The following is a 26,516-nucleotide window of genomic DNA, read 5'->3' as shown; positions in this document are numbered from 1 at the left end:
AGAATGAACAAATTATTAGTAAAAAAACAATTAGAGCATTTCTTTATCGAAGATCTTGGTGAAAGTGATATTACGAGTGAATCAGCAATTTCAAGTAGTGCAATTGGAAAAGCCAAAATTGTAGCCAAAGCAAATGGAGTCATGGCAGGTTGCGATTTACTGCAATGGGGATATGGGATGTTAGATTCGACGATCTCTGTTCAAGTGTTGGTCTCAGACGGTGAAGAATTTCAAAAAGGGGATACGGTCGCTACTTTTGAGGGAAGGGTAATTTCTTTATTAGCTGGGGAAAGGGTTCTATTAAATTTGTTACAACGTATGTCAGGGATAGCGACAATGACCCATACTGCGATTAAGACACTTGAAGATGAAAAGATACGAATTTGTGATACAAGAAAAACAACACCAGGCTTAAGGGTATTTGAAAAATACGCAGTAAGATGTGGAGGAGGATTTAACCACCGCAGAGGATTAAGTGATGCTGTCATGTTGAAGGAAAATCATATACGCGCTTGTGGTGGAATAAAGCAAGCTGTGAAAACGGTTCGAAGCCATGTTGGTCATATGGTGAAGATTGAAGTTGAAACGACAAATGAAGATGAGGTCAGAGAAGCGGTAGAGTCAAACGTAGATGTCATTATGTTTGATAATGCAACTCCTATGGAAATTAAAAATTATCGTAAGTTTGTTCCAGATCATATTATCACGGAAGCATCTGGTGGAATTACGATCGATAATCTTGCCACATTTCGAGAAACAGGTGTCGATTATATTTCGCTCGGTTGTTTAACACATTCAGTGAAAGCGACAGATTTTAGTTTCTTATTAGAGGAGGGCAAATAGGATGAATTTTCTTGAAAAAGTAGCAACATTCGATCGCTTACCAGAACGTTACAAAGAGATGTCTATTGAGGCTAAAAAAGAGCGAATTAAGGAAATTAAACAACAACTAGGCAACCGACTATTTATTCCTGGGCATCATTATCAGCGCGATGAAGTTATTGAATTTGCGGATGCAACAGGTGATTCACTCCAACTAGCTCAATTATCAAAAACAAATCGTGATGCAGAATATATTGTTTTTTGTGGAGTCCACTTTATGGCAGAAACGGCTGATATGCTCACTACAGACAATCAGCATGTCATTTTGCCAGACTTGAAAGCTGGCTGTTCAATGGCTGACATGGCGGACATTGCTCAAACAGAGCACGCATGGGGTGAGTTACAGAAACAATTTGGAGATACCATCTTACCTTTAACGTATGTTAACAGTACAGCTGCAATTAAAGCTTTCTGTGGAAGAAATGACGGAGCAACTGTAACATCTTCAAATGCAAAGGCAATGGTGCAGTGGGCATTTACGCAAAAACAAAGGCTACTTTTCTTACCTGATCAACATTTAGGAAGAAATACAGCCTATGATCTAGGTATTAAACTGGACGAGATGGCAGTCTGGGATCCAATTGCAAGAGAGCTTGTCTGTGAAGGTCCTATTGAACAAGTGAAAGTTATTCTCTGGAAGGGACACTGTTCCGTACATGAAAAATTTACTGTTGGTCAGATTGAAGAGTTACGCAAAAATTCACCAAATACAACTATTATTGTTCATCCAGAATGTACTTTTGATGTTGTTCAGGCAGCTGACTTAAATGGTTCGACACATTATATAATTGAAACAATTAAAAATGCTCGACCTGGTTCATCATGGGCCATCGGAACAGAGATGAATTTAGTGAATCGTTTAGCACAACAGCACCCTGATAAAAATATATTCTCCTTAAATTCAACGATGTGTCCGTGTTTAACAATGAACAGAATTGATTTAGATCATTTGCTTTGGTCTTTGGAGGAGATCATTGAAGGTAGATTACATTTTCCAATTACGGTTGATGAACAGACGACTCTTGAGGGAAATCTAGCTCTACAACGGATGCTTGATCGCCCGTCATAACAGTGGAATTTCATGCTAAACCAAAAGGATGATGGAGAAGGAGCCAATGCTCTTTCTCCAAATTTGTAATTTAACTGTGACTTGCTTTAGGAGGTGATTCTAACCAGCGATTTTTTATCATAATATTTGCCCCGTCTTCACTATATAATTGCACTTCGGCTAAGAAACGATTATACATGGCTGCTAGATCCCTTCGTTGGCTAGTACCAATACCGAGACCGTAAAAAGAGGTTCCAACACTTGTAAGCGCACTGGCTATATACATTAACAACTTATCTGAAAACACAGGTTGTTTATTTTCAACCACCTCTGAGTCCCAATAGACGGAAGTGGGTAGGTCATTCTTTTTCAGATAGGAGCCTAAAATTTCACAGTGTTTCTCCGCTATTTCTTTTCCTCTAATAAGATGTTTTAATACTTCATTAGAATCTGTCATTTGAATAAATCCAATAAGAGTAGCTGCTCCAAATGCATTTCGTTCAAAATTGTTATATAAGTTAGTAATTTCAAGAGCAGTAAGTGCGCGTTTGTCCCCAAAAAAACCCGCTAAGAAATTTTGATGTTCAATATAATCTACTTCTTGTTCTTTCTCGATCATTGGTGAACGGTTATACAGACCCTTGGAAAGCAAAAGCTCTTTAGTGCGTTCGTAAAGCTCAACTGAATCATCGATACATTGCTTAAAGAAATCAGAACAATCATTCCGAACTGAAACTGATAGGTTTGTAGCATGACCTCTTAAGCCGATTTTAGAAAATTCATGCAAATACTCAATGATAAAGTCATCGGTATAAATTTTAGGAGCCATCGATCGTACATCTTCGTCTACCCTAAAGCCATGCGGAATGACACGACCGTCCTCCTCAAACATTTCAGCAATTTTTTGCAAATGAACAGTAGCAGCATCATTTGTAAACTGAAGTATGTTTTTAATGTCACTTTCCTTAACTATTTGTAGGAAATAGCTTAATACGCATATTTGAGAGCTATCACTCATATAGGTAGCCCATAGCTGAGAAACTTCTGCTGAAGTTAATCCATTATCCAAACCTTTATCCACTGTCTGGCCCTCCTAATAATTAAATCCACACTTGTTATTGTAATATTTCACATATAGGTCATATAAATTCAGTTGTCCTCCTATTCTTTTTCTTTGGATGTAGGCATAAACCTATTTTTTCCGACATAAGCTGTGCTGAGACCCCTGAATTATTAGGATTTTTTCAATCTTTTTTTCTGTTCTATAGGTAATGTTTCGTGTCATTTCGCCTATGACGACATACGATGTAAGGAACGGTAAGAGGAGGGAATGAAAACGTGAAAATTCATATTGTCCAAAAAGGTGACACACTTTGGAAGTTAGCACAAAAATACGGGGTTAATTTTGAGCAGCTAAAGGCAGCGAATACACAGTTATCCAATCCAGATATGATTATGCCTGGTATGAAAATTAAGATACCAACAGGTAGCGTACCAGTAAAAAAGGAAACGCAGGTCGCTCCGCATACGCATGTAAAAGAGCAGCCTAAAAAAGAAATGCCAAAGCCAGTACAAAAGAAAGAAGAACCGAAACCAGCACCGATGCCAATGCCGCAAATGCCGACCATGCCGCAAATGGTGCAACCAAAACAAAAGACACATGTTGACTATCATTCTTATGAGACAAATATCAACTTTTACCAACCACAAGCCAAACCTAAAAAAGAAATGCCTGCTGTCAAAAAGCCGCCTGTGAAAAAAGTTGAACCGAAAAAGGAAGTAGTAAAACCGAAAGAAGAAGTGAAACCTATAAAAAAAGAAGCACCAGTTGCACCTAAGCATCATGCACCAAAACCAACCGTCCATAAGCCAGTGCAACAACCAGTACAACAACCAGTGCATAAACCAATACAACAACCAGTGCACCAACAACAACCAGTACAACCGCAAATGTACCAACCAAAACCAAAAGCACCTTGTCCACCAATGACACCTATTAGTCCGATAATGCCGGGGTGTGGTCCATCACATAAAACAGCTCCGTATATTCAGCAACCGATGCAACAAGTTAGTCCATTAATGCCGGGATGTGGTCCATCGCAACCAATGATGCAACCATATTACCAACAGCAAATGCCGATGCAACCAACGCAAGAACCTATGCCATTTTATCCAAATCAACATTATACACAACAAGAGACTATGCCATTCTATCCGCAACAACAGCCGATGCACTCTCCGATGAACCAGCAACCGATGAACCAGCAACCGATGAACCAGCAACCGATGAATCAACAACCGATGAATCAACAACCAATGCACCAGCAACCGATGAACCAACAACCGGTTCAACAGCCCTACACAAATCCTCAAAACGGATGCTGTGGACCAACTCAACCAATTACTTATGGACCAAACGGCCAACTGATGTCAATGCAAGATTATCCGCAGCAACCATTTATGCAAGGGTATCATGAGTCAGATGATTATGATGATTAGAGCGTGATTGTTGCTTTTTTCTACCTACTATGAGACATTCCTTCATGCTCATAGTAGGTAATACATATGAGCGATGGTTTGTAAAGTGTTATGGAACACTAACCAAGATGTAACAGTGTAAAGAAACCCTCGATTAGCCAACATAATTGGTGAAAGGGGGAATTCAAAAATGAAAAAAATCGCAATGTCAGTAGCAACAGCAACAATGCTTTTAGGTGGACTTGCTGGGTGTGGTGCCGACAACCAAGCAACAAACATGGGTGCAAATCAACAAACTGGGATTCAGGCACAAGATATGCGTGGTGGAGGAGCCATTGATGGACGTCACAGAGGTGAAGGTCCAATTACTGATATGATGACACCGGACCATCATCGAGGTGGTACCGTTGGACAAGGTACGACTAGAGGGGCAGATGCAGGTCACCGTGGAGGATTATTCGGCGATCAAGGTACAGGTCAAACAGGTACTCGTGGAGGGCTATTTGGCGGTCAAGGCACAGGTCAAACTGGCACTCGTGGAGGGCTATTTGGTGATCAAGGCAGAGGCATGACTGGACAAGGTCGTACACATTTAAATAATTTCCAAACTCGAGGAACAGGTAATGACCGTGGAGTAGGTTACACCAATACTGGTCGTGATAATTTTGGTACGAACACTGGGTTATTTGGCACACATGGTGCCCAAGGAATCACAGGTCGTCAAGGTACAGATACACAAGGAATGGGAAGAGCGGGATTAAATCGCGGCACTGCTCGTGATGGTATTCGTGCAAACCAACGTAATGCAGGTATGGGACGTGCTGGATTAACAGGTGGGAATCGTCCTGGCATGGTTGATGAAGATGGTATTCTACGCGGAAGAGCACGTCGTGGTACTGGTGCATTAGAGGCGACTCCAGGTCATCGTCGACAAGGGCAAGGTGCGATGAATTTAGAAGCTCGTGAGCGCGGAAATGTAAACTATGGTACACGTACACCGAATCGCTTTGATGCAACTGGTCGTGGTGACCGTACGGGAGTCCACCGTGATCAACAACGTACTCAAGCAAAACAAGGTAATCGTGCGATGAACTATCATAAAGATTATGATGGAAAAACGGTTCAACGTCTTACTGAGCGAGTTGAACGAGTTGATGGTGTTGATGATGCACGTGTAATCGTTCATGAAAATGATGTTGTTGTTGGGATTACAGCAAATGGAGATCATGATGACGTGAAAAAAGAAGTTGAAAAAACAGTTAACGGGTTAGCAAAAGATAAAGATGTACGTGTAGTAACAGATTCCGATGCTGTCGGACGTATTCGAAATATGGATAACCAACTGCGTACTGGAACGGCTTTCGATGAAGTAACAGCTACATTTACAGATATGCTTGGAGATTTAGGACAAGCGGTACAACGACCATTTGAACGCTCTCGTTAATATTTAAGACAGTGGAGTTTTCTCCACTGTCTTCTTTTACATAGCAGAAATGATTTTATTTACGAATGATGACTTCCATTTTTGGGCAACATTAGCCTAGAGTGGAAGTTTTTATTATTTATCATGGTGGTGAAAGCTGATGAAATTCCAACGAACTCAGCGAAAACAAATCTTTTTTCTCCTTACAAGTTTATCTTTAATTGGTATAGGTTTTTTGCTATGGAATACGACGGTTATAGAAGGAAGCCAAACAAAATTAGATAGTGAGAAACAAGAAGACACAGAAGTTTATAAAGCAATGGGACCTCAAACCATTGACGTTATTTTAGAACGTGTGTATCTTGATGGTGAGATGAGTCAAGAGCGAATTCAAGAAACGATTTGGTCAATGGAAGATTTTTGGTCTTATTATAATGATTGGAGCCTTATTAATCAAAATGAAAATGAAATGATTTTCAGGAAAGAAGTCAATGATATATCGCCGCTATTAAAAGTAAATGGGTATTTTGGTATCACTGAAGATGGTGTTCTTTCCATTTATGAAGGTGAGCCAAATGAAGAAAGAGTAATCCAATCCTTTTTTCAATTGGATACAACGAAATTAAAAAGTCGACAGCATTCCGAACTAAGAAAAGGCATACCTGTTTTGGATCTTGAGCATTATGAAGAAGTACTACAAGTTTTGGGACAATATAAAGCTGCACAAATGTAATTTATTTTTGGGTGATTTCTTTAAGGAATCACCTTTTGTTTTTGAAGGTGATGTTTCAGATAAGTGGCACTGGATCCGCGAGAGGTCGAGTTTATCCAAAAAGGTAAAAAGCGACCTTTTTGTTTTTAAGGTTGTTTTCGCATTCTTCGGTGATTTTTGGATATGTTTCCTTCACATGTTCGTTCCATTGCGCTCCAGTCACTCGCTTTTCGCGGGTAGGTGCCAAGCCTCCTCGGCTGTGGGGTCTCGCCCCTACCTCTGCATCCCGCAGGAGTCGAGTGACTTCCGCTCCATTTCACTAAGTGGAAAGCTATTTATAGTAACAACCTTAAAAAAACATCTATACTTAAAAAATGCGAACATAGTGGCGCTGTCTCCGCACGATGCGCGCCAAAAGGAGAAGAGCGCTCCTTTAGGCTTAAAAGAAGGCATCGCTCTGCTCAGCGCTAGGAGTTCATCCAAAAAGGTAAAAAGGGATTGGAGTACTTTTGTAGCGAGTGCGAACATAGTGGCGCTGGCTCCGCACGATGCGCGCCAAAAGGAGAAGAGCACTCCTTTTGGCTTAAAGGAAGGCATCGCTCTGCTCAGCGCATTGAGTTCAGCCAAAAGGTAAAAAAGGGATTGGAGTACTTTTGTAGCTAGTGCGAACATAGTGGCGCTGGCTCCGCACGATGCGCGCCAAAAGGAGAAAAGCACTCCTTTTGGCTTAAAGGAAGGCATCGCTCTGCTCAGCGCTTAGAGTTCACCCAAAAAGGTAAAAAGCGACCTTTTCTTAAAGAGTGCGAACATGTTTGCGCTGGCTCCACACGCCGTGCGCCTTTTGAGAAGATCGCTCAAAAGGCTTAAAACAAAACGGCGGCTCCGCACAGCGCATAGAGTTCATCCAAAAAGGTAAAAAGCGACCTTTTTGGGTGAACTCTATGCTAAAATAGAAATAAACGTTCGTATAAAGAGGGATAAAATTGATTGAATATGTAGTTGGGAAGTTAGTGGATATTGATGTTCAGTATGTTGTTGTAGACCATCATGGGTTAGGTTATCAGATCTTTTGCCCGAACCCTTATCGGTTCCAAAGTAAAATGGAGGATTCCGTACAAGTATTTACATATCAATATGTAAGGGAAGATGTGATACGTCTATACGGTTTTGAGACAAAGGAAGAACGAGCATTGTTTGAGAAGCTTCTGAATGTTTCTGGAATAGGTCCAAAAGGTGCATTAGCTATTTTAGCTACAGGAGAGCCTGAGCATGTTGTACATGCAATTGAGGAAGAAGATGAATCTTTCTTGGTTAAATTTCCCGGTGTTGGGAAGAAGACGGCTAGACAAATTATTTTAGACTTAAAAGGGAAGCTTGATGATTTTGCACCGAATTTATTTAAACAAAGTGGATTGGCAGTATCGCCTGTCACAAAGGAAAATCCGTTATTAGAAGAAGCTCTAGAGGCCCTAAGAGCACTTGGATACGTAGAGAGAGAACTGAAAAAAGTGCGCCCGCATTTGGAAAAAGAAGATTTGACAACAGATGCCTATATTAAAAAAGCACTTCAGTTATTATTAAATGGATAGTAAACGGGGGTGATGGAAATGGATGAACGAATGATGTCGGCGGAGGAACAAGGAATGGAAGATTCACTTGATCAGCAAATCCGCCCACACAAACTCCAACAATATATTGGACAGGAAAAGGTGAAAAAGAACCTTCAAGTATTTATGGAAGCAGCCAAAATGCGCGAAGAATGCCTTGATCATGTCCTTTTATATGGCCCGCCTGGACTTGGGAAAACGACGTTGTCGGGAATCATTGCAACAGAAATGGGGGTTCAGATGAGAACAACTTCAGGTCCTGCTATAGAGAGACCTGGAGATTTAGCGGCAATTTTAACTGCTCTTGAGCCTGGAGATGTTTTATTTATTGACGAAATACACAGACTAAATCGTATGGTAGAAGAGGTTCTCTATCCTGCAATGGAAGATTTTTGTTTAGATATTGTCATTGGCAAAGGACCGACAGCACGCTCTGTACGCTTAGACTTACCGCCATTCACTCTTGTTGGAGCGACGACAAGAGCTGGGATGCTTTCGGCTCCTCTGCGTGATCGATTTGGTGTACTTGCACGTCTTGAATATTACACAGAGAGTGAACTATCGATTATTGTTCGACGAACTGCAGAAATATTTGACACAGACATAGATAAAGAAGCAGCGATCGAGATTGCTCGCCGCTCAAGAGGGACGCCGAGAATTGCAAATCGTCTTCTTAGACGTGTGCGGGATTTCGCCCAAGTAAAGGGGGATGGAACGATCACTCTTGACCTTGCTCAAGATTCCCTAGAACAATTGCAAGTTGACCGATTAGGACTTGATCATATTGACCATAAATTATTATATGGAATGATTGAAAAGTTTCGAGGAGGACCCGTTGGACTTGAAACGATATCAGCAACCATAGGGGAAGAACCTGACACGATTGAAGACGTGTATGAGCCTTATTTGCTACAGATTGGTTTTATTCAGCGAACCCCTCGCGGCAGGATTGTAAGTCCAGCTTGTTATGAACACTTTCATTTGGAGGTTCCCAAACAATGAATACATTTCCGAAAGTATTGATTACGATCGGTGTTTTATGTATTGTGATTGGTGGATTGTGGATGTTAATTGGACGGTTTATCCCAATAGGTAAGCTCCCAGGCGATATCTTAATTAGAAGAGAAAACTCGACGTTCTATTTTCCTATTATGACGAGCATTGTGATAAGTGTTGTCCTATCGCTGCTTTTCTTTATTGTTGGGCGCTTTCGTTAAAGTTGCATCGACTGAAGAGTTTGGGTATGATAACAAAGATGTGAAAAAATGAACGGATATTTTAAAAAAAGGTGAATGAAAACATGAATGTAGAAGAATTTGATTTTGAATTGCCGGATGAACTCATAGCTCAGACGCCGCTTCCCGACAGGACGGCGTCTCGTTTGCTTGTCCTAGACCGTAAGACAGGCGAAACAAAAGATGGTCATTTCTTATCCATCATTGATGAATTAAATGAAGGAGATTGTCTGGTACTAAATGATACCCGTGTTTTGCCTGCAAGGCTTTATGGTTCGAAAAAAGATACAGGAGCAAGTATTGAAATCCTTTTATTAAAACAGTTAGAAGATGATCAATGGGAGACGCTCGTGAAGCCTGCTAAGCGTGTGAAAAAAGGAACAGAGGTTGTATTTGGTGATGGGCAATTAACAGCCATTTGTACAGGTGAAGCCGAGCATGGCGGACGAATCATGAAAATGAGCTATATAGGTATTTTTCATGAAGTGTTAGATGAATTAGGTGAGATGCCTCTGCCTCCGTATATTAAGGAAACATTGCCGGACCAAGAACGATATCAAACGGTTTTTGCGAAAAACCGAGGATCAGCAGCAGCTCCAACAGCCGGGCTGCATTTTACAAAAGAGTTATTAACCTCTATTGAGAAAAAGGGCGTTCATATTGCCTATATTACATTGCATGTTGGTCTAGGGACATTTAGACCTGTTAGTGTAGAAAACATTGAAGAACATGAAATGCATGCTGAATTTTATCAGATGAGTGCTGGTACAGCAAGGCTGCTTCAATCCGTTCGAGGAAATGGTGGACGAATCATTGCTGTTGGAACGACGTCAGCGAGAACACTTGAAACGATTATCAAAGATCATGGTCAGTTCCTGGAAGCATCAGGATGGACATCCATTTTTATTTATCCTGGCTATGAAGTACGTGGTTTTGATGGCTTGTTAACAAATTTTCATTTACCTAAATCCACGTTGGTTATGCTAGTAAGCGCATTTTCCACAAAGGAGTATGTTCTAAATGCATACAGGCATGCAGTAAATGAAAGATATCGCTTCTTTAGCTTTGGGGATGCCATGCTGATTAGGTAGATAAAAGGAGGAATAAATATGACAGCTATTACGTATGAACATATAAAAACGTGTAAGCAATCCGGTGCTCGTCTAGGCCGCGTTCATACACCACATGGTACGTTTGAAACACCAATCTTTATGCCGGTTGGTACACTGGCAACAGTTAAGACTATGAGCCCTGAAGACTTGTATGATATGAATGCTCAAATTATTTTGAGCAATACTTATCACTTATGGTTAAGACCTGGTCATGATATAATTAAAGAAGCAGGTGGGCTTCACAAATTCATGAATTGGGATAGTCCGATATTAACTGATTCTGGTGGATTTCAGGTCTTTAGTTTAAGCGATTTGCGTAAGATAGAAGAAGAAGGTGTCCACTTCCGTAATCATTTAAATGGAGACAAGTTATTCCTAAGTCCTGAAGGGGCTATGGACATTCAAAATGCTCTTGGATCAGATATTATGATGGCATTTGATGAGTGTCCTCCTTATCCAGCAGAATACGATTACATGAAAAAATCAGTAGAGCGGACAAGCAGATGGGCAGAGAGATGCATTAAAGCACATGCACGTCCAAATGATCAAGGCTTGTTTGGGATTGTACAAGGTGGAGAATATGAAGATTTACGCAGACAAAGTGCAGAAGATCTCATTTCTCTTGATTTCCCTGGCTATGCTATTGGTGGATTATCTGTAGGTGAGCCAAAAGATGTGATGAATCGCGTTTTAGAGTTTACAACTCCTCATTTACCTGAAAATAAGCCTCGATATTTAATGGGGGTTGGTTCAGCGGATTCGTTAATTGATGGGGCGATTCGTGGCATAGATATGTTTGACTGTGTATTGCCGACGAGAATTGCTCGTAATGGAACGCTTATGACAAGTACAGGTAGGTTGGTTGTTCGAAATGCTAAGTATGCTCGTGATTTTAGACCATTAGATGAAAATTGTGATTGTCATGTTTGTCAAAATTACTCAAGGGCCTATATTCGTCATTTAATCAAGTGTGAAGAAACGTTTGGATTTAGATTGACCTCTTACCATAATCTATATTTCCTGTTAAACTTAATGGAGCAGGTTAGACAGGCAATTAGAGAAGATCGTTTACTTGATTTTAGAGAAGAGTTTTTTGAGCAATATGGTTTTAATAAGCCAAATGCAAAAAATTTCTAAGCTTACATTCAATAAGCTGATCTTTTCTTTCCACACGTCTCGAAGCAGAGTATAGTTACCCGCTATGTGGTTTGCATCGCTCGTTCTGGTAAGCGAAGTGTTTATTAATGAAAGGGGGGAAAACAGATGGAACTATTAGGAACTTTACTTCCACTAATTTTAATGTTTGCGATTTTTTACTTCTTATTGATTCGTCCGCAGCAAAAGAAGCAAAAGGCTATTCGTGAAATGCATAGTGCGCTTCAACGTGGTGATAAAATTATCACAATTGGAGGCCTTCATGGAACAATTGATGCTGTTGATGAAGATACGATCGTTATCCTTGTTAATGACAACCGTAAACTCACGTTTGATCGTGCGGCTATTCGTGAAGTTGTTAACCCAGATTGATATAGTACATAAGAAAGCGCAGCGATTATCCGCTGCGCTTCTTTTTTTGACATAATTAAATGTAGTAATTATTTGTTACTGCTTAAATTGACACCAATAATGCCTCCAATAGCTGCAGCTAAAATATAGCCAGCATGATACATATACTGTTCACTTGTAAAGCTGTTATCATAGCCTAAATATTGAATTAAAAAGGTTAACAAGGAAAAAAGTAGAGCTGTACAAGCACCTGCAATCCAGCCTTTTTCTTTGGCTTTCGCTCCTGAGATTGTCCCTCCTAAAAACATCGTAACAAACGCAACCCCTGTTATTACCCACTGAACTGAGTGTTCCGTTAATGAAGTAAAAGATAATACGATTGAAACCACTAAACTAAAGGATAAAGCAATAACCAAAATCGTTGATAGTCCAAACAAAACGGCTGGGAAAAAACCACGATACGTCAATGAAAACTCTCCTTTCGATGATAAAAATAAACTGCTGTTTAATACAGCTTATTCAGGCTTGTATAGAATAGACGCAAAATTTGCTTGTCTTAGAAAACGGACATGTTTTACCGAGGCTTGTCATAGGATGGTAGAAATGCGAGGGAGAGGAGTACAATCATGGGGGTAACCTTAGCTTTAATTATTTTTCTTTGTAGTTACTTCTTCATCATTACAGAAAAACTAAATCGAGCTGTCATTGCCTGTTTCGGTGGTGTTCTCATGCTTGTATTTGGTGTGTATGAAATAAATGCTGCATTTTTACACCATATAGATTGGCATACGATTACGCTTTTGTTGGCAATGATGATCTTAGTGTCCATAACGAGTCAAAGCGGCTTTTTTGAGTATGTTGCAGTGTCTTTAGCTAAGTGGGTAGACGGTCGGCCTGTTCCACTACTTGTGGTGATTTCATCATTAACTGCATTTGGATCGGCTTTTTTAAATAATGTGACGACCGTATTGTTAATTGTTCCAATTATTTTTACGTTAACATCCTTGTTAAAGCTTCCTGCCGTTCCTTTTTTATTGTCATTGGTTATGGCATCAAACATTGGAGGGACAGCGACATTAATTGGAGACCCACCAAACCTGATGATTGGGCAAGCTGTTGAACATCTAACATTTAATGACTTCCTCATTCATTTAAGTCCGGTAGTCCTGATTATTTTTATTGTTGTGATGGGAGGGCTAGTGATTCTTTATCGAAAGCAGTTAGTTGTTACGAAAGAAGATCAAGCCAGATTGATGGCGATAAGCCCAACTACATATATTAAGGATCGGAAACTCCTTATTAAATCCGTCTCCGTGCTATCACTGACAACGTTAGCTTTTATTCTGCAGCCGTTTCTTCATGTTGAGTTAACGAGTATAGCGATGGTCGGGGCTCTTCTCCTTATGTTAATTACGCATGAGGAGCAAGATATGGAAGAGGTCTTTCGTTCAGTGGAGTGGGTAACACTCTTTTTCTTTATTGGGTTATTTCTACTTGTTGGTGGATTAAAAGAAGTAGGAGTCATCGACGAAATAGCCAAGTCCATTATTTATTATACAGAGGGAGACCTACCAAAAACCGCTCTTTTTATTCTTTGGGGTTCGGGGATTTTATCTGGATTTGTTGATAATATTCCTTTTGTTGCCGCGATGATTCCTGTTATTCTTGAGTTTCAAGAATATGGAATGAGTAATTTAGATCCTTTATGGTGGGCCCTTGCCCTAGGAGCTTGTTTAGGAGGGAATGCAACGATCATCGGCGCTACAGCAAACGTCATTGTTGCTGGTATGGCTGCAAAAGCAAGACATCCTTTTAGTTATTTAGAGTTTTTAAAAGTAGGTTTGCCAATTGCTATTATTTCATTTGTAATTTCCACTGTATATCTATACTTCAGATACCTCATTAACTTCATGTAGAACTTCCAAAAGCTACAAATCATGTGTTATTCCTCCCTTGGTCATACTAATCTTAGATATGTATGAACACAAGGGAGGATATCTCGATGGATTATATGACAATCATGCTGCGTACGATATTCATCTACTTCATTATTCTCTTTGTGCTTCGGTTTATGGGAAAACGTGAAATTGGACAGTTATCTGTTTTGGATTTTGTTGTTTCCATTATGATCGCCGAGTTAGCAGTCGTATCGATAGAAAATATTGAAGTGCCGATGATGTATTCCATCATTCCGATTGTGATTCTTTCTGCGATTCAAATCGTTTTGGCCCTTGTTTCGTTGAAAAATAATGATTTACGGAAGTTGATTGATGGGAAGCCATCAGTATTGATAAATGAAGGCAAGATTGATGAAGGTGAGATGAGAAAGCAAAGGTATAACTTTGATGATCTTCTTGTACAATTAAGACAAAATAATATAAGTAAATTGTCTGATGTAGAATTTGCCATTTTAGAACCATCAGGAAAGCTGTCTGTTATTGAGAAGCAGGAAGAAGCAGTTGATGAATATACACCAAGAATGCCGTTGCCGCTGATTTTGGATGGGAAGATACAAAATGAACACTTAGAACAAATCAATCAGACCCAATTGTGGCTAAGGCAGCAAATGAGGAAGTTAGGATATCGAGATATCAAAAAGATATCCTATTGCGCGCTAAAAGATCGAGATACATTTTTCGTTGATGTAAAAGATGAAAGATAACCAAGCTAATGAAGTCCTAGTAAAAGGGGTAGCTTGGTTATTTTTTTTTTTTGAACGTTTGTCTGTGTTGTCTATGATTGTGTTTTTTGAATAATCGAACCTAGCCATTTACCGATGATAGGAAGTCGTAGGGCTTCTTCTTGTTTAATTAATCCAAGAAGGATCATGAAAATGCAGTAGAATAAGCTAGTCAAACTGATGGCAAGTACGGTTTGCCAAAGCTGTGACAAAGAGGTAAATGCATATTTAGCGAAGAAGAAACCGATCCAAGCAGAACCAATAATAAGAATGATCGATTTTATAACCATTTTTGTCTCAATCGTAAAGCTTATTGTTTTGGCCACAGATGCAAAATGCAAAAGAGTAACTAAAACAAATCCAATGACAACAGCAAGAGCTGCCCCCATAATGCCTAATTCCGGTCTTGAAGCAAGAACAAAGATGGCTGCCATCTTAATAACTGCTCCGAACAAACTGTTCATCATGGCCGCTTTAGCGAGGTTTAATGCTTGCAAGGTTGCTTGAAGAGGCCCTTGGAAATATAAAAAGATACTAAAAGGTGCCATTAATTTTAAATACGTCGCAACGGTAGGAGCACCGAACATTAAACTCATAATTGATTCTGCAAAAACATACAGAACGACGGCAGAAATTCCACCTGATAATAGTGCAAGCCTTAAGGCTTGATTTAACCTGTGATGAATGGTTTTATAATGCTTTTTTGCTGCAGCTTCACTAATGGCTGGAACAAGAGAAACAGACAGAGAATACGTAATAAAGGTCGGTAGCATGAGAACAGGAATGACAAATCCAGCTAGTTCTCCGTATTGCCTAGTTGCCATGACAGTGGCTACACCAGCTAGTGCTAGGCTTTGAGCGACAATGATTGGTTCAAAAAATAACGATATAGACCCAATTAAACGACTTCCGGTAGCCGGCAAAGAAATGGCCATTAAATCTCTAAACGTTTGTTTTCCCTCTTTAGCATAGGTAAAGAAGTTCCGTCGAACAGGGAAGCGTTTGTTCCTCTTAAACATGAGAATCATATAAATCAACGAGGCAAGTTCCCCGATCACAACAGAAGCCATAGCACCAGCTGCTGCATATTCCACACCCATTGGTAGAAATGCGCTAGTCATCACCGCAACCAAGGTTATTCGAACCATTTGTTCAATGACCTGGGAGTAGGCAGTAGGCTTCATATTTTGGCGACCTTGGAAATACCCTCGCATCACTGAAGAAAGTGCTACGATAGGGACGATTGGCGAAATGGCAATTAAAGGGTAATATGCTCTTGCATCAGTGAGCAACGTATTAGCCACAAATGGAGCAAAGGCAATCATGGCAATGGTGAAAACTATGCTAAGAATCGATGTAATTGTAAGAGAGACAACTAAGATTTTTTTTATTCTTTGCCTGTCTTGGTTAGCTTCGGCTTCTGCAACTAGTTTGGAAATCGCAACAGGTAATCCTAATTGAGTTAAGGTGATCACTAATAGCAATGTAGGAACAGCCATCTGATAAAGCCCTACTCCTTCAGCACCCATAATTCTTGCGACGACAATTTTATTCACAAAGCCAAGGAATCTTGTAATAAGACCGGCGATAATTAAGATTAGTGCTCCTTTTAGAAACGTTTGCTTCGTCATGAATAGCCCCTACCTTCATAAAAAAATGATGGATATTTCGCGCTATTATTTATATGCTTAGTAGTGGGTCAAGCATGACAAGTAGTTATAGGATTCATACAACTTTAGAGAGGACGGATATAGTGAAAGAGGCAATTAAACAGTTTGTTTTTGAGCATTTTGGATTTTTACCTCCTGAATTAATTGTTGTGTTAATCTCTGCATTGCCTATTTTAGAGTTGCGAGGTGGAATACCGGTAGCTCACCAGCTTGGTTTATCGTATTGGGAGGCGTTACTTTACGGAATTGGGGGGAACTTATTACCGATTATCCCAATCTTGCTTTTATTTCAGCCGATCAGTAAGTGGTTTTTGCGATTTAACGCGTATAAAAGATTCTATGATTGGCTTTATAACCGAACAATGAAAAAAAGCGACAAAGTAGAGAAGTTTGGGGCTATTGGCCTTATTTTGTTTACGGCTGTACCTTTACCAACCACTGGGGCGTATTCAGCTAGTCTTGCAGCTATCCTATTTTTCATTCCATTCCGTTTTGCCTTTTTTGCTATTGCTACAGGTGTGGTGATTGCTGGATTTGGAATAGCCAGTATTATGTATTCAGTCTTTTAAAAGGAGAGAGAAAATGGAGAAACAGCAATTTGAAGTTTGGCGTAGTGATGTTGAACCGGCTATAGTCAGTAAGGTCGATGAGTTTCATTTTCTTGGTTATGATCGTGCTACGAAAGAAGAAGTATGGGAATGTGTCCTTTACCAGTTAAGAAAGAAGAAAGACTTTATTCATATTAATAGTTTTGTTAGTGAACTCCTTACCCTAAAGCCGCAAACGTATATGACTTGGTTAACGATCCATGCGTACAAAGATCCTACCGATTGGTTTGCTGAAATGGAAGCTTCGGAAGGGAATTAGGATTCTCGTTGGACAAAAGTATAGTTCCAAAAGGTCAATTTTGGCCTTTTGGGATATTCAACAAGTAGATATGTTAAATGGCACATTACATAGCATAAATTGACAGAGATTTTCTATAAAAGCTATAATGGGACTATTGTGTCTATGAAAGGTTGAGATGGACAAGTAGTCTGTTTCATGAAGGAGGCAGAAAAGCAGTATGGTGAAAAAAGGAAGAATTTTTGCTTTTTTCCTTATTGTCGCGATTCTCGCAGGTTTGATTAGTACGACTGTAACAGATATTGCGAAGGAAATTAAGCTAGGTCTTGACCTCCAAGGTGGGTTTGAAATACTTTATGAAGTAAAACCAGCCCACGAAGGTGATGTCATTGATAATGAAGCACTAAAAGCAACGGTCAGTGCTTTAAATCAGCGAGTCAATGTATTAGGGGTTTCAGAACCGAATATTCGAATAGAAGGGGATGACCGTATCCGTGTTCAGCTTGCTGGAGTAGCGGATCAAGCTACGGCACGGGAATTGCTTGCAACAGAAGCAAGTTTAACGATACGTGATGTACATGATGAAGTGCTAGTGGATGGAGCAGATTTGCGCCAAAATGGGGCTAGTTCTTCTTTTCATCCAGATACGAATGATCCAATTGTAACATTGACCTTAGAGGATGCTCGTCAAATGGAGGAAATTTCTAGAGAGATGCTCTCAAGGCCTCCTGCAGAAAACTTACTCGTAATGTGGCTTGATTTTGAAGAAGGTGTAGATTCATACGCTGAGGAAGCGTTAAAAGAAGATCCAATGTATCTTTCTGCAGCAACGGTACGAGAAATTATTTTCTCAAATACAGCGACGATTAGTGGGAATTTCACACTGGAACAAACGCAATTTTTGGCAGAAGTATTGAATGCGGGGGCCCTTCCGGTTCAGCTTGAAGAAATGTATTCCAACTCTGTAGGTGCATCATTAGGGGAACAAGCGATGCAAAAGACTGTCTACGCTGGATTTATTGGTGTCGCCCTCATCTTTGCTTACATGCTGTTTTATTATCGTTTCATGGGGATCATTGCTGTTGTTACGCTGAGCACGTACATTTATCTTGTGTTGCTTGTGTTCAACTGGATGAATGCGGTCTTAACGTTACCTGGAATTGCAGCTTTAATTCTCGGTGTGGGGATGGCAGTTGATGCCAATATCATTACCTATGAGCGTATTAAAGAAGAGATCAGGTCTGGAAAATCGATTATGTCGGCCTTTAAAGCGGGGAGTCGCAGATCGCTTTCCACCATTCTTGATGCTAACATCACAACGATCCTAGCAGCAGCTGTACTATTCTCATATGGGACAAGCTCTGTTCAAGGTTTCGCTGTTATGTTAATTGTTAGTATTTTAACGAGTTTTATTACGGCTGTATATGGGTCAAGGCTTCTTCTTGGCTTATGGGTAAACAGTCGAGCGCTTAATAAGAAACCTCGTTTGTTCGGTGTGAAGGAAGGTGAAATTAGTGAGCTTTAATTTCCAAAATCGTGAGATCGACTTCGTTAAGCATCGAAAAAAGTTTTTCGCCTTCTCAGGGTTGTTTGCATTACTTGGAGTCGTGTTGCTGCTCACACTTGGACTTAATTTAGGAATTGATTTTGAAAGTGGTTCAAGAGTAGATTTATTAGCAACTGAAACGATAACGCAAGAAGAGGTTATGGATGAGTTTGCACAAATTGGATTCACACCAGATGATGTACAGCTTGGAGGAGACCAAAATGAAATGGCCAGTGTTGGCTTTATCGGTGTGCTGTCTCCTGAAGAGATAAACGGAATTCAAAGTCATTTTGCAAATACGTATGGACATGAGCCAAGCGTAAGTACGGTTGATCCCATTATTGGTGCTGAGCTTGCGCGTAATGCTTTAATATCGGTTCTAATTGCTTCAGTAGGGATTATCATTTATGTAACGATTCGATTTGAATTGCTATATGGAATTGCAGCGATTGTGGCATTGTTACATGATGCATTCTTTATTATTGCAGTCTTTAGTTTACTGCAAATCGAAGTGAATGTTCCGTTTATTGCGGCAGTATTGACCATTGTTGGTTATTCTATAAATGATACGATTGTAACGTTTGACCGAATTCGAGAGAATATGAAGCTGGCTAAACGTGTGAAAGGTTTTGACGATTTAGCTGCGATTGTAAACAAAAGTTTAGTTCAAACGTTAGCGCGTTCCATTAATACAGTTTTAACAGTTGTATTTGCAGCTGCGGCTATTTTTATTTTTGGTGGCGAGGCGATTCGTTCCTTTGCGCTTGCTCTACTTATAGGACTTGTAGCTGGAACGTACTCCTCAATGTTCCTTGCCTCACAACTATGGCTTATTTGGAAAGCAAAGCAATTAAAAAAGAAAAAGTTTAACTCCAAAGAGCAAGTTGAAGGAGAGCCAACAACATAAGCAAAAGTAAAACAAGTTTTATTCGTATGTTTGGAGGTATCTAAATGGGTCAATGCCCTATTAGATACCTTTTTTTGTGACTTGTTCTCTTTGAAAGGTGCTTATCATTTCTTAAGAAGATGAATGATGCTACCTATTGATGGTAAAATAAGTAGAGGTTTTTTCGAAATGCTTTTTGAAAGAAGAATTAAACAAAGTAGGTGTTGATGTGTCCGAAGCAGATATTCGTTATCGAAAAGTTAGGTTTGCAGCGTGGGTTGGAATAATTGGCAATATTGTCTTAGCGGTTATTAAAGCAGTTGTTGGTATGATGGCAAATAGTCGTGCATTAGTGGCAGACGCAGTTCACTCAGCTTCGGATGTTGTAGGTTCAGTCGTTGTGTTAATAGGTGTTCGTGCTGCCAAACTGCCACCAGACAGAGATCATCCATATGGACACGGGAAAGCGGAGTCTGTGGCGGCCATTATTGTAGCCGTCTTGCTGTTTATTGTTGGTTTTGAAATAGCGCTAGGTGCTTTTCAATCTTTTTTTGAACCTGTTGAAGTGCCCGGAGTTATTGCTATTTATGCTGTTATTTTCTCCATTGTTGTGAAAGAATTAATGTTTCGTTATAAGTACCAATTGGGTAAGAAGTATAAGAGTGAGGCATTAATGACCGATGCATGGCATCATCGTTCAGATGTATTTTCTTCGTTTGCAGCATTAATTGGTATTGGTGCAGCGATTCTTGGTGGGCGGTTAAACATTCCTTGGCTTGTATATGGAGATTCCATAGCAAGTGCATTTGTCGCTGTCTTAATTGGGAAGATGGCTTGGTCACTAGGAAAACAATCCATACATAATGCACTTGATCATGTTCTTCATGAAGAGGATACGGTAGAAATGAAAAAGGCTGCCGCGAGTGTAGATGGAGTGTTAAATATCGATGAATTTTTGGCTAGGGAACATGGACATTACGTAATCATTGATATCAAGGTAGCTGTTGAGCCATCCATTTCAGTCGAGGATGGACACACAATTGGAAAGCGAGTAAAAGAGCGCCTATTAGAAGAGAAGAACGTTCATGATGTGCTCGTTCATATTAATCCTTATAGAGAACGAAAAAAAGAGGGAGAGGAGTTGGATGAATGAGAGGACAGTGGAGTTTAATCCTTGGAATCATAGCTGCGGTAATCATTGCAATCTTCGCTGTTATTAATGTCGATTCAGTTCGAGTGAATTATATGTTCGGAACAGCAGAATGGCCATTAATCTTAGTTATTTTAGGATCTGTACTCATGGGGGCCATTATTGTTGGAGCAGTTGGAATGGTGAAGGTCTATCGATTACAAGCTGAAATCAAGCGATTAAAACATAGTCAAAGCAAGCCGAAACAAGACAAAGAACAAATTGCCAAAGGCAAAGGAACCCCTAATGACCAAATGGAACTAAAGGATCGTAATAAGACAATATACCAGTCTAAGGAAAAGAATGATTGAACGTTGTAACCCCTTGAATGCTCCTGTATAATGAGACATTCAAGGGGTGTTTATATGTTAAAACCGAAAGCTAGATGGAAAATAAAAGAACAAGCATCCAGTCATGTAGATCAATTAGTTAATGAATTAAACATAGCTCCTCTAGTGGCGAGTTTACTCTTGAATCGAGGATTTGACACCGTAGAGGCGGCTAGACGTTTTTTAAATAAAGAAGAGATGGCCTATCATGATCCATTTTTAATGGATGATATGGAACGTGCCGTAACAAGAATTCGCGCAGCAGTGGAAGATCATGAGCGAATTCTTATTTTTGGTGACTATGATGCTGATGGGGTAAGCAGTACGGCTGTTATGTACAAGGCCTTGCAATCTATAGGCGCAGAAGTAGATTTTTATATACCGAATCGATTTACAGAAGGGTATGGACCAAATGAGCCAGCGATAAGACGAGCAAAAGAAGAAGGCTACGGGCTTGTCGTAACGGTAGACACAGGAATAGCTGCTGTAGATGTGGCTAATGTGGCTAAAGAGCTTAACCTCGACTTCATAGTGACCGATCACCATGAAGCGCCACCGGTCTTACCTGATGCGTATGCGATCGTAAATCCTAAGAAGCCGGGCTGCCCTTATCCATTTAAAGGGTTAGCTGGTGTAGGAGTTGCTCTAAAAGTTGCTCATGCATTATTGGGAAGGGTTCCGAGTGAGTGGCTAGATATAGCAGTAATCGGAACTGTAGCCGATCTCGTTCCCCTTGTGGATGAGAACCGTCTTCTCGTAATGGAAGGGCTGCATGTTCTACAGTCAACCAACAAACCTGGTTTAATTGCATTAAAGAAAAAGTGTGGAATCGACTCACAAGTGATTCAAGCCGATCATGTTGGGTTTGGAATTGGACCTAGGATTAATGCGGCAGGCCGACTTGATTCCGCAGACCCTGCTGTGCAGTTGTTATTAGCTGAAACACAGGAGGAAGCGGAGCATTTAGCAACAGAAATTGATTACTTAAATAAAGAGCGTCAAGCCGTTGTTACGGAGATTACAGAAGCAGCTGTAGCTGTTGTTGAAGGGCAATATCCTCCTGATGAAAATGACGTATTGGTGATTGCTGGTGAAGGATGGAATGCAGGGGTCATTGGAATTGTCGCTTCTCGCCTTGTGGAGCGCTATTATAGACCAACGATTGTATTAAGTATCGACCGCGAAAAGGGACTAGCAAAAGGGTCTGCTAGAAGTATTGAAGGCTTTGATATGTTTGCAGAGTTATCAAAAAGCAGGGACATCCTGCCTCACTTTGGAGGACATCCAATGGCTGCTGGATTAACGATGAATGTGGATGATTTAGAGCTGTTACGTACGAGACTTAATGAACAAGCCAAAGAGGTATTAACAGAAGAAGACTTTAAACCAGTAACTGCCATTGACCTCGTCGCTACTGTAGATGAAATTTCTGTATCCGTCATTAAACAGTTAGATCAACTCGCTCCTTTTGGTGTGGCGAATCCGACACCGAAAGTATTATTGCAGGACGTTCAATTAGAACAAATGAGAAAAATCGGAAGTGATTCCAACCACCTAAAAGTAGGTTTCTCAGGAAATGGTGCAACCTTAGATGGGATTGGATTTCACTTAGGTTATTTATGTGAGGAAATCACTTCCCATGCGAAAGTATCAGCTGTAGGTACCTTATCCATTAATGAATGGAATGGACACGTTAAGCCTCAATTAATGATTGATGATATGGGTGTATCTGAGTGGCAGTTATTTGATTGGAGAAGCATCCAAAAGTCGAGACTGACTGATCGACTTCTGAGAATACCTGTTGAAAATCGTGTGCTTATTACATTTAAAAAAGAAACGCAGAGAATACTAGGTCTTGAGAATGAAATAATTATCTCATTAGAGGACAAAAAAGAAGACATTGGTGATTTATCAGATCGTTTCGTTGTGTTACTTGATATTCCAGATGAACGTGAGCAATTGAAAACATTGTTCCTTCATCATGGACAACCTAGTCGCATTTATACTGTTTTCTATCATGAAGATGATTCTTTCTTTACGACTACTCCAAACCGCGACCAATTTAAATGGTACTATGCATTTCTTTTAAAGCGAAAATCGTTTAATATTAAAAAGCACAGCGAAGAATTAGCTAAATTTAAAGGCTGGTCAAGACAAACAATTACCTTTATGTCACAAGTATTTAGTGAACTTGGTTTTGTTACGATAGACGATGGCATACTAAATGTGACTGATAACCCTGAAAAGAAAGGGTTAGAAGAATCGGCAACGTATCGAAAAAAAATAGAGCATGCAAAAATCGAAAATGATTTTGTCTACTCTTCCTACGTTGATTTAAAGCAGTGGTTCGCTCAAGTGCTAGAACAAACAATAGAGGAATCAAAAGTCAAGGAGACGGTGTAAAAAATGGATTTCAAAAAGTATATTCAAATTGTTGAAGATTATCCGAAAGAAGGCATTCGCTTTAAAGATATTACGACGCTAATGCAAGACGGGAGTGCATACAAAGCGGCCATTAACGAAATGGCTGACTTTGCACGTGATAAGGATGTGGATGTAGTCGTTGGACCGGAAGCTAGAGGATTTGTGGTAGGTTGTCCAATTGCTTACTCATTAGAAGTGGGTTTTGTTCCGGTTAGAAAAGCAGGAAAGCTTCCACGCGAAGTTATTTCTGTTGACTACGGTTTAGAATATGGAAAAGACAGCTTAACGATTCACAAAGATGCGATTAAAAAAGGTCAGCGCGTACTTATTACGGATGACTTGTTAGCAACAGGTGGTACGATTGAAGCAACGATTAAGATGGTGGAACAGCTAGGTGGAGTAGTTGTTGGAATTGCCTTTATGATTGAACTTGGTTATTTAGAAGGAAGAGATCGTTTAGGGAACTATGAGTTGTTCTCATTAATGACGTATAATTAAACAAAACTAGGGTGGCTTGGGACTTACTTGATGAAAGAAGCAAAATGATTGAACGTAGGATGAAATTTTGCTTGTAGAATCACATGTTTATCTGAGTTACCCTCTTTTGTTATAAAGGTTATTCAAAATGGCTGTTTTTCCCTTTTTGAATAACCTTTAGCATTCAACCCGAAAAGTTTAATCTTTTCCCTTTACATAGGTCAGAACTTTACCCATAATAAAAAGAAATATTGAATCGTAAATAGGTGATTCCATGACGATAGATCAGGTTTTAGAAAAGGCAAGTCAGTATTTAAGTGAAAGTGACGTTGCTTTTTTACGTAAGGCTTATGAATATGCAGAACAGGCCCATGAAGGTCAATACCGCAAATCTGGGGAACCATATATTCTTCATCCAATCCAAGTAGCTGGGATTATTGTGGAACTTGAGCTTGATCCGAATACAGTTGCCGCTGCTTTTTTACATGATGTGGTTGAAGATACAGATGTAGGGGTCGATGATTTAGAACAAGCCTTTAATGACCAAGTTGCGATGCTAGTAGATGGCGTAACGAAATTAAAAAAGTTTAAGTACAAATCAAAAGAAGAACAGCAAGCGGAAAATCATCGGAAAATGCTGATAGCGATGGCAAAAGACATTCGTGTGATCTTAATTAAATTAGCTGATCGCTTGCACAATATGCGTACGCTCAAATTTATGCCACCAGAAAAGCAACGTGTGACGTCAAACGAGACATTAGAAATTTTTGCCCCACTAGCACATAGACTAGGTATCTCGACTATAAAGTGGGAATTAGAGGACACAGCTTTGCGCTATTTAGATCCGCAACAATATTATCGAATTGTGAATCTAATGAAAAAGAAACGAGCAGAACGTGAAAAATATCTTTCTGGGGTTATGGATACCATTAGTGACCATTTAAGAGATGTGAATGTAAAGGCTGAGCTTTCAGGTAGACCAAAACATATTTATAGCATCTACCGTAAAATGGTCCTCCAAAATAAACAGTTTAATGAAATTTATGATTTATTAGCTGTTCGAATTATGGTTGATAGCATCAAAGATTGTTATGCTGTCTTAGGCGTCATTCATACATGTTGGAAGCCAATGCCAGGTCGTTTCAAAGATTATATTGCCATGCCTAAGGCCAATATGTATCAATCGCTTCATACGACTGTAGTTGGACCTTATGGCGATCCTCTTGAGGTGCAAATTCGAACAGAAGAGATGCATCGAATTGCCGAATTTGGGGTTGCGGCTCATTGGGCCTATAAAGAAGGAAAAGATGTTTCACAAAATAAAAATACATTTGAAGATAAATTAAACTGGTTCCGAGATGTGATTGAATCACAAACAGAAACAAATGACGCTCAGGAGTTTATGGAATCATTAAAAATGGACTTGTTCTCAGATATGGTATTTGTTTTCACTCCAAAAGGTGAGGTCATTGAATTACCAGCTGGATCGGTCCCGCTCGATTTTGCCTATCGTATTCACAGTGAAATTGGAAATCGATGTATTGGGGCGAAAGTGAACGGTAAGATGGTTCCACTTGAGCATCGATTGAATACGGGCGATATTGTTGAAGTATTAACATCAAAACATTCCTATGGTCCAAGCCAAGATTGGTTAAAAATCACCAAATCTTCTCATGCGAAAAATAAAATTAGACAGTGGTTTAAAAAAGAGCGTAGAGAAGAAAATGTCGAAAAAGGTCGCGAGTTAGTTGAAAAGGAAATTCGCATTTTGGATTTTGAACCTAAAGAAGTATTAACGGCTGAAAACATTGCAGAGGTCGCTAACAAGTTCAGCTTCTCAGGGGAAGAGGATATGTTTGCAGCTGCTGGGTATGGTGGAATTAGTGTCAAACAAATCGTTAATCGGATGACAGAAAAGTTACGTAAGCAGCAAGATCAAGAGCAAGAAGATAAATCATTAGCGGCGGCTTTATCTGATGTCCAAACGTACCGTCCAAAGAAAAAGGTGAATTCAGGTGTTCGCGTAAAAGGGGTTGATAATCTGTTAATAAGATTATCACGCTGCTGTACACCAGTACCAGGTGATGACATCATTGGGTACATTACGAAAGGCCGAGGGGTTTCGATCCATCGAGCTGACTGTGCAAATGTGAAAAATGAAGAGGCACAAGGGCGTTTGCTTCCTGTGGAATGGGAAGGAGACATCCAGCAAAGCAAGTCCTACAATGTTGATATTGAAATCAGCGGATATGATCGAAATGGACTATTGAATGAAGTGCTGCATGCCATCACTGAGTCAAGAACGGTTATTAATGCTGTTTCAGGCCGATCTGATCATAGACAAAAAGTAGCAACAATTCATTTGACGATTTCAATCCATAATATCGATCATTTGCATAAGGTTGTGGATAAAATAAAGCAACTAAACGATATTTACTCTGTACGAAGAGTGATGCATTAGAGGTG

26 protein-coding genes are annotated in these 26,516 nt (G+C 39.8%); 23 read left to right on the top strand and 3 right to left on the bottom strand.

What is annotated here, in order from left to right; translation table 11 throughout:
* Window positions 1–3: 3 nt before the first annotated feature.
* Both nadC and nadA read left to right on the top strand, forming a co-directional pair.
* Window positions 4–843: a carboxylating nicotinate-nucleotide diphosphorylase gene (nadC, locus tag LQ50_RS01530; RefSeq protein ID WP_034625250.1), complete on the top strand. Its 840-nt coding sequence runs from the start codon at window positions 4–6 to the stop codon at window positions 841–843.
* A 1-nt stretch (window position 844) separates the two neighbouring features.
* A complete protein-coding gene (gene nadA, locus LQ50_RS01525; RefSeq protein ID WP_034625248.1) occupies window positions 845–1,951 on the top strand; it encodes a quinolinate synthase NadA in 1,107 nt (368 codons plus the stop codon).
* Window positions 1,952–2,021: 70 nt separating this feature from the next.
* On the opposite strand, the gene LQ50_RS01520 is transcribed toward nadA, so the two are convergent.
* Window positions 2,022–3,011, bottom strand: a complete 990-nt coding sequence (locus LQ50_RS01520; RefSeq protein ID WP_034625245.1) for a DUF3231 family protein — start codon at window positions 3,009–3,011, stop codon at window positions 2,022–2,024.
* Window positions 3,012–3,268: 257 nt separating this feature from the next.
* On the opposite strand from LQ50_RS01520, the gene safA reads away from it, so the two are divergent.
* The 10 genes from safA (at window position 3,269) to yajC (ending at window position 12,024) form a co-directional block, all read left to right on the top strand.
* Window positions 3,269–4,429: a SafA/ExsA family spore coat assembly protein gene (gene safA, locus LQ50_RS24195; RefSeq protein WP_052144516.1), complete on the top strand. Its 1,161-nt coding sequence runs from the start codon at window positions 3,269–3,271 to the stop codon at window positions 4,427–4,429.
* A gap of 169 nt (window positions 4,430–4,598) precedes the next feature.
* Entirely contained in the window at window positions 4,599–5,852 is a 1,254-nt protein-coding gene (locus tag LQ50_RS01510) for a YhcN/YlaJ family sporulation lipoprotein (protein WP_034625244.1), read from the top strand.
* 139 nt (window positions 5,853–5,991) lie between these two features.
* Window positions 5,992–6,564: an intercompartmental signaling factor BofC gene (locus tag LQ50_RS01505; RefSeq protein WP_070808100.1), complete on the top strand. Its 573-nt coding sequence runs from the start codon at window positions 5,992–5,994 to the stop codon at window positions 6,562–6,564.
* Entirely contained in the window at window positions 6,515–7,177 is a 663-nt protein-coding gene (locus tag LQ50_RS01500) for a hypothetical protein (protein WP_034625242.1), read from the top strand. The genes LQ50_RS01505 and LQ50_RS01500 overlap by 50 nt, the downstream gene beginning before the upstream one ends.
* A 349-nt stretch (window positions 7,178–7,526) precedes the next feature.
* The gene (gene ruvA / locus LQ50_RS01495) at window positions 7,527–8,132 is read left to right on the top strand and encodes a Holliday junction branch migration protein RuvA (RefSeq protein ID WP_034625239.1); all 606 of its coding nucleotides are present in this window, start codon (window positions 7,527–7,529) and stop codon (window positions 8,130–8,132) included.
* A gap of 18 nt (window positions 8,133–8,150) precedes the next feature.
* Window positions 8,151–9,152, top strand: a complete 1,002-nt coding sequence (gene ruvB, locus LQ50_RS01490) for a Holliday junction branch migration DNA helicase RuvB (protein WP_034625237.1) — start codon at window positions 8,151–8,153, stop codon at window positions 9,150–9,152.
* A complete protein-coding gene (locus tag LQ50_RS01485; RefSeq protein ID WP_034625235.1) occupies window positions 9,149–9,367 on the top strand; it encodes a DUF2905 domain-containing protein in 219 nt (72 codons plus the stop codon). The genes ruvB and LQ50_RS01485 overlap by 4 nt, the downstream gene beginning before the upstream one ends.
* A gap of 83 nt (window positions 9,368–9,450) precedes the next feature.
* Window positions 9,451–10,476 carry a tRNA preQ1(34) S-adenosylmethionine ribosyltransferase-isomerase QueA gene (gene queA, locus LQ50_RS01480; RefSeq protein WP_034625233.1) on the top strand — a complete coding sequence of 342 codons (1,026 nt, stop codon included), beginning with the start codon at window positions 9,451–9,453 and terminating at the stop codon, window positions 10,474–10,476.
* A gap of 18 nt (window positions 10,477–10,494) precedes the next feature.
* Window positions 10,495–11,634 (top strand): tRNA guanosine(34) transglycosylase Tgt, encoded by a 1,140-nt coding sequence (gene tgt / locus LQ50_RS01475; RefSeq protein ID WP_034625229.1) that lies wholly within the window; start codon window positions 10,495–10,497, stop codon window positions 11,632–11,634.
* A gap of 126 nt (window positions 11,635–11,760) precedes the next feature.
* Window positions 11,761–12,024, top strand: coding sequence for a preprotein translocase subunit YajC (gene yajC, locus LQ50_RS01470; protein ID WP_034625228.1), 264 nt, complete (start codon window positions 11,761–11,763; stop codon window positions 12,022–12,024).
* Between the two features lie 68 nt (window positions 12,025–12,092).
* Here yajC and LQ50_RS01465 read toward each other — a convergent pair whose 3' ends face one another.
* Entirely contained in the window at window positions 12,093–12,470 is a 378-nt protein-coding gene (locus LQ50_RS01465; RefSeq protein WP_034625226.1) for a TIGR04086 family membrane protein, read from the bottom strand.
* 159 nt (window positions 12,471–12,629) lie between these two features.
* On the opposite strand from LQ50_RS01465, the gene LQ50_RS01460 reads away from it, so the two are divergent.
* Together LQ50_RS01460 and LQ50_RS01455 are read left to right on the top strand one after the other, a co-directional pair.
* Entirely contained in the window at window positions 12,630–13,919 is a 1,290-nt protein-coding gene (locus LQ50_RS01460) for an ArsB/NhaD family transporter (protein ID WP_034625225.1), read from the top strand.
* Between the two features lie 86 nt (window positions 13,920–14,005).
* The gene (locus tag LQ50_RS01455; RefSeq protein ID WP_034625224.1) at window positions 14,006–14,665 is read left to right on the top strand and encodes a DUF421 domain-containing protein; all 660 of its coding nucleotides are present in this window, start codon (window positions 14,006–14,008) and stop codon (window positions 14,663–14,665) included.
* Between the two features lie 71 nt (window positions 14,666–14,736).
* Here LQ50_RS01455 and spoVB read toward each other — a convergent pair whose 3' ends face one another.
* Entirely contained in the window at window positions 14,737–16,314 is a 1,578-nt protein-coding gene (gene spoVB / locus LQ50_RS01450) for a stage V sporulation protein B (protein ID WP_034625222.1), read from the bottom strand.
* 74 nt (window positions 16,315–16,388) lie between these two features.
* On the opposite strand from spoVB, the gene LQ50_RS01445 reads away from it, so the two are divergent.
* The 9 genes from LQ50_RS01445 to LQ50_RS01410 all read left to right on the top strand — a co-directional run bounded on the left by LQ50_RS01445 (window position 16,389) and on the right by LQ50_RS01410 (window position 26,511).
* Complete coding sequence (locus LQ50_RS01445) at window positions 16,389–16,922, top strand: COG2426 family protein (RefSeq protein ID WP_202595333.1); 534 nt, start codon at window positions 16,389–16,391, stop codon at window positions 16,920–16,922.
* A 13-nt stretch (window positions 16,923–16,935) separates the two neighbouring features.
* Window positions 16,936–17,220 (top strand): post-transcriptional regulator, encoded by a 285-nt coding sequence (locus LQ50_RS01440; protein ID WP_034625221.1) that lies wholly within the window; start codon window positions 16,936–16,938, stop codon window positions 17,218–17,220.
* A gap of 199 nt (window positions 17,221–17,419) precedes the next feature.
* The gene (gene secD, locus LQ50_RS25650) at window positions 17,420–18,724 is read left to right on the top strand and encodes a protein translocase subunit SecD (protein ID WP_202595332.1); all 1,305 of its coding nucleotides are present in this window, start codon (window positions 17,420–17,422) and stop codon (window positions 18,722–18,724) included.
* On the top strand, window positions 18,714–19,652 hold the full coding sequence (secF, locus tag LQ50_RS25645) for a protein translocase subunit SecF (protein WP_202595331.1): 939 nt from the start codon (window positions 18,714–18,716) through the stop codon (window positions 19,650–19,652). The genes secD and secF overlap by 11 nt, the downstream gene beginning before the upstream one ends.
* A 208-nt stretch (window positions 19,653–19,860) precedes the next feature.
* Complete coding sequence (locus tag LQ50_RS01430; RefSeq protein WP_034625423.1) at window positions 19,861–20,784, top strand: cation diffusion facilitator family transporter; 924 nt, start codon at window positions 19,861–19,863, stop codon at window positions 20,782–20,784.
* Window positions 20,781–21,131: a LapA family protein gene (locus tag LQ50_RS01425; RefSeq protein WP_034625219.1), complete on the top strand. Its 351-nt coding sequence runs from the start codon at window positions 20,781–20,783 to the stop codon at window positions 21,129–21,131. Before LQ50_RS01430 ends, LQ50_RS01425 begins: the two co-directional genes overlap by 4 nt.
* Before the next feature lie 54 nt (window positions 21,132–21,185).
* Window positions 21,186–23,552, top strand: a complete 2,367-nt coding sequence (recJ, locus tag LQ50_RS01420; RefSeq protein ID WP_034625218.1) for a single-stranded-DNA-specific exonuclease RecJ — start codon at window positions 21,186–21,188, stop codon at window positions 23,550–23,552.
* A 3-nt stretch (window positions 23,553–23,555) separates the two neighbouring features.
* Entirely contained in the window at window positions 23,556–24,071 is a 516-nt protein-coding gene (locus LQ50_RS01415) for an adenine phosphoribosyltransferase (RefSeq protein WP_034625216.1), read from the top strand.
* A gap of 253 nt (window positions 24,072–24,324) precedes the next feature.
* Window positions 24,325–26,511 carry a RelA/SpoT family protein gene (locus LQ50_RS01410; RefSeq protein WP_034625215.1) on the top strand — a complete coding sequence of 729 codons (2,187 nt, stop codon included), beginning with the start codon at window positions 24,325–24,327 and terminating at the stop codon, window positions 26,509–26,511.
* Window positions 26,512–26,516 lie beyond the last annotated feature (5 nt).

This window comes from Halalkalibacter okhensis (assembly GCF_000787375.1).
In the GTDB taxonomy this organism is placed as follows: domain Bacteria; phylum Bacillota; class Bacilli; order Bacillales; family Bacillaceae_D; genus Halalkalibacter; species Halalkalibacter okhensis.
This window is presented reverse-complemented; position numbering and strand designations above follow the sequence as displayed.

What these genes read in the sequence shown, in the direction of transcription:
- nadC (WP_034625250.1), top strand. Translation starts at nt 4, where the DNA reads ATGAACAAATTATTAGTAAAAAAACAATTAGAGCATTTCTTTATCGAA.
- nadA (WP_034625248.1), top strand. Translation starts at nt 845, where the DNA reads ATGAATTTTCTTGAAAAAGTAGCAACATTCGATCGCTTACCAGAACGT.
- LQ50_RS01510 (WP_034625244.1), top strand. Translation starts at nt 4,599, where the DNA reads ATGAAAAAAATCGCAATGTCAGTAGCAACAGCAACAATGCTTTTAGGT.
- LQ50_RS01505 (WP_070808100.1), top strand. Translation starts at nt 5,992, where the DNA reads ATGAAATTCCAACGAACTCAGCGAAAACAAATCTTTTTTCTCCTTACA.
- LQ50_RS01500 (WP_034625242.1), top strand. Translation starts at nt 6,515, where the DNA reads ATGAAGAAGTACTACAAGTTTTGGGACAATATAAAGCTGCACAAATGT.
- ruvB (WP_034625237.1), top strand. Translation starts at nt 8,151, where the DNA reads ATGGATGAACGAATGATGTCGGCGGAGGAACAAGGAATGGAAGATTCA.
- LQ50_RS01485 (WP_034625235.1), top strand. Translation starts at nt 9,149, where the DNA reads ATGAATACATTTCCGAAAGTATTGATTACGATCGGTGTTTTATGTATT.
- queA (WP_034625233.1), top strand. Translation starts at nt 9,451, where the DNA reads ATGAATGTAGAAGAATTTGATTTTGAATTGCCGGATGAACTCATAGCT.
- tgt (WP_034625229.1), top strand. Translation starts at nt 10,495, where the DNA reads ATGACAGCTATTACGTATGAACATATAAAAACGTGTAAGCAATCCGGT.
- yajC (WP_034625228.1), top strand. Translation starts at nt 11,761, where the DNA reads ATGGAACTATTAGGAACTTTACTTCCACTAATTTTAATGTTTGCGATT.
- LQ50_RS01460 (WP_034625225.1), top strand. Translation starts at nt 12,630, where the DNA reads ATGGGGGTAACCTTAGCTTTAATTATTTTTCTTTGTAGTTACTTCTTC.
- LQ50_RS01455 (WP_034625224.1), top strand. Translation starts at nt 14,006, where the DNA reads ATGGATTATATGACAATCATGCTGCGTACGATATTCATCTACTTCATT.
- spoVB (WP_034625222.1), bottom strand. Translation starts at nt 16,314, where the DNA reads ATGACGAAGCAAACGTTTCTAAAAGGAGCACTAATCTTAATTATCGCC.
- LQ50_RS01445 (WP_202595333.1), top strand. Translation starts at nt 16,389, where the DNA reads ATGACAAGTAGTTATAGGATTCATACAACTTTAGAGAGGACGGATATA.
- LQ50_RS01440 (WP_034625221.1), top strand. Translation starts at nt 16,936, where the DNA reads ATGGAGAAACAGCAATTTGAAGTTTGGCGTAGTGATGTTGAACCGGCT.
- secD (WP_202595332.1), top strand. Translation starts at nt 17,420, where the DNA reads ATGGTGAAAAAAGGAAGAATTTTTGCTTTTTTCCTTATTGTCGCGATT.
- LQ50_RS01425 (WP_034625219.1), top strand. Translation starts at nt 20,781, where the DNA reads ATGAGAGGACAGTGGAGTTTAATCCTTGGAATCATAGCTGCGGTAATC.
- recJ (WP_034625218.1), top strand. Translation starts at nt 21,186, where the DNA reads ATGTTAAAACCGAAAGCTAGATGGAAAATAAAAGAACAAGCATCCAGT.
- LQ50_RS01415 (WP_034625216.1), top strand. Translation starts at nt 23,556, where the DNA reads ATGGATTTCAAAAAGTATATTCAAATTGTTGAAGATTATCCGAAAGAA.
- LQ50_RS01410 (WP_034625215.1), top strand. Translation starts at nt 24,325, where the DNA reads ATGACGATAGATCAGGTTTTAGAAAAGGCAAGTCAGTATTTAAGTGAA.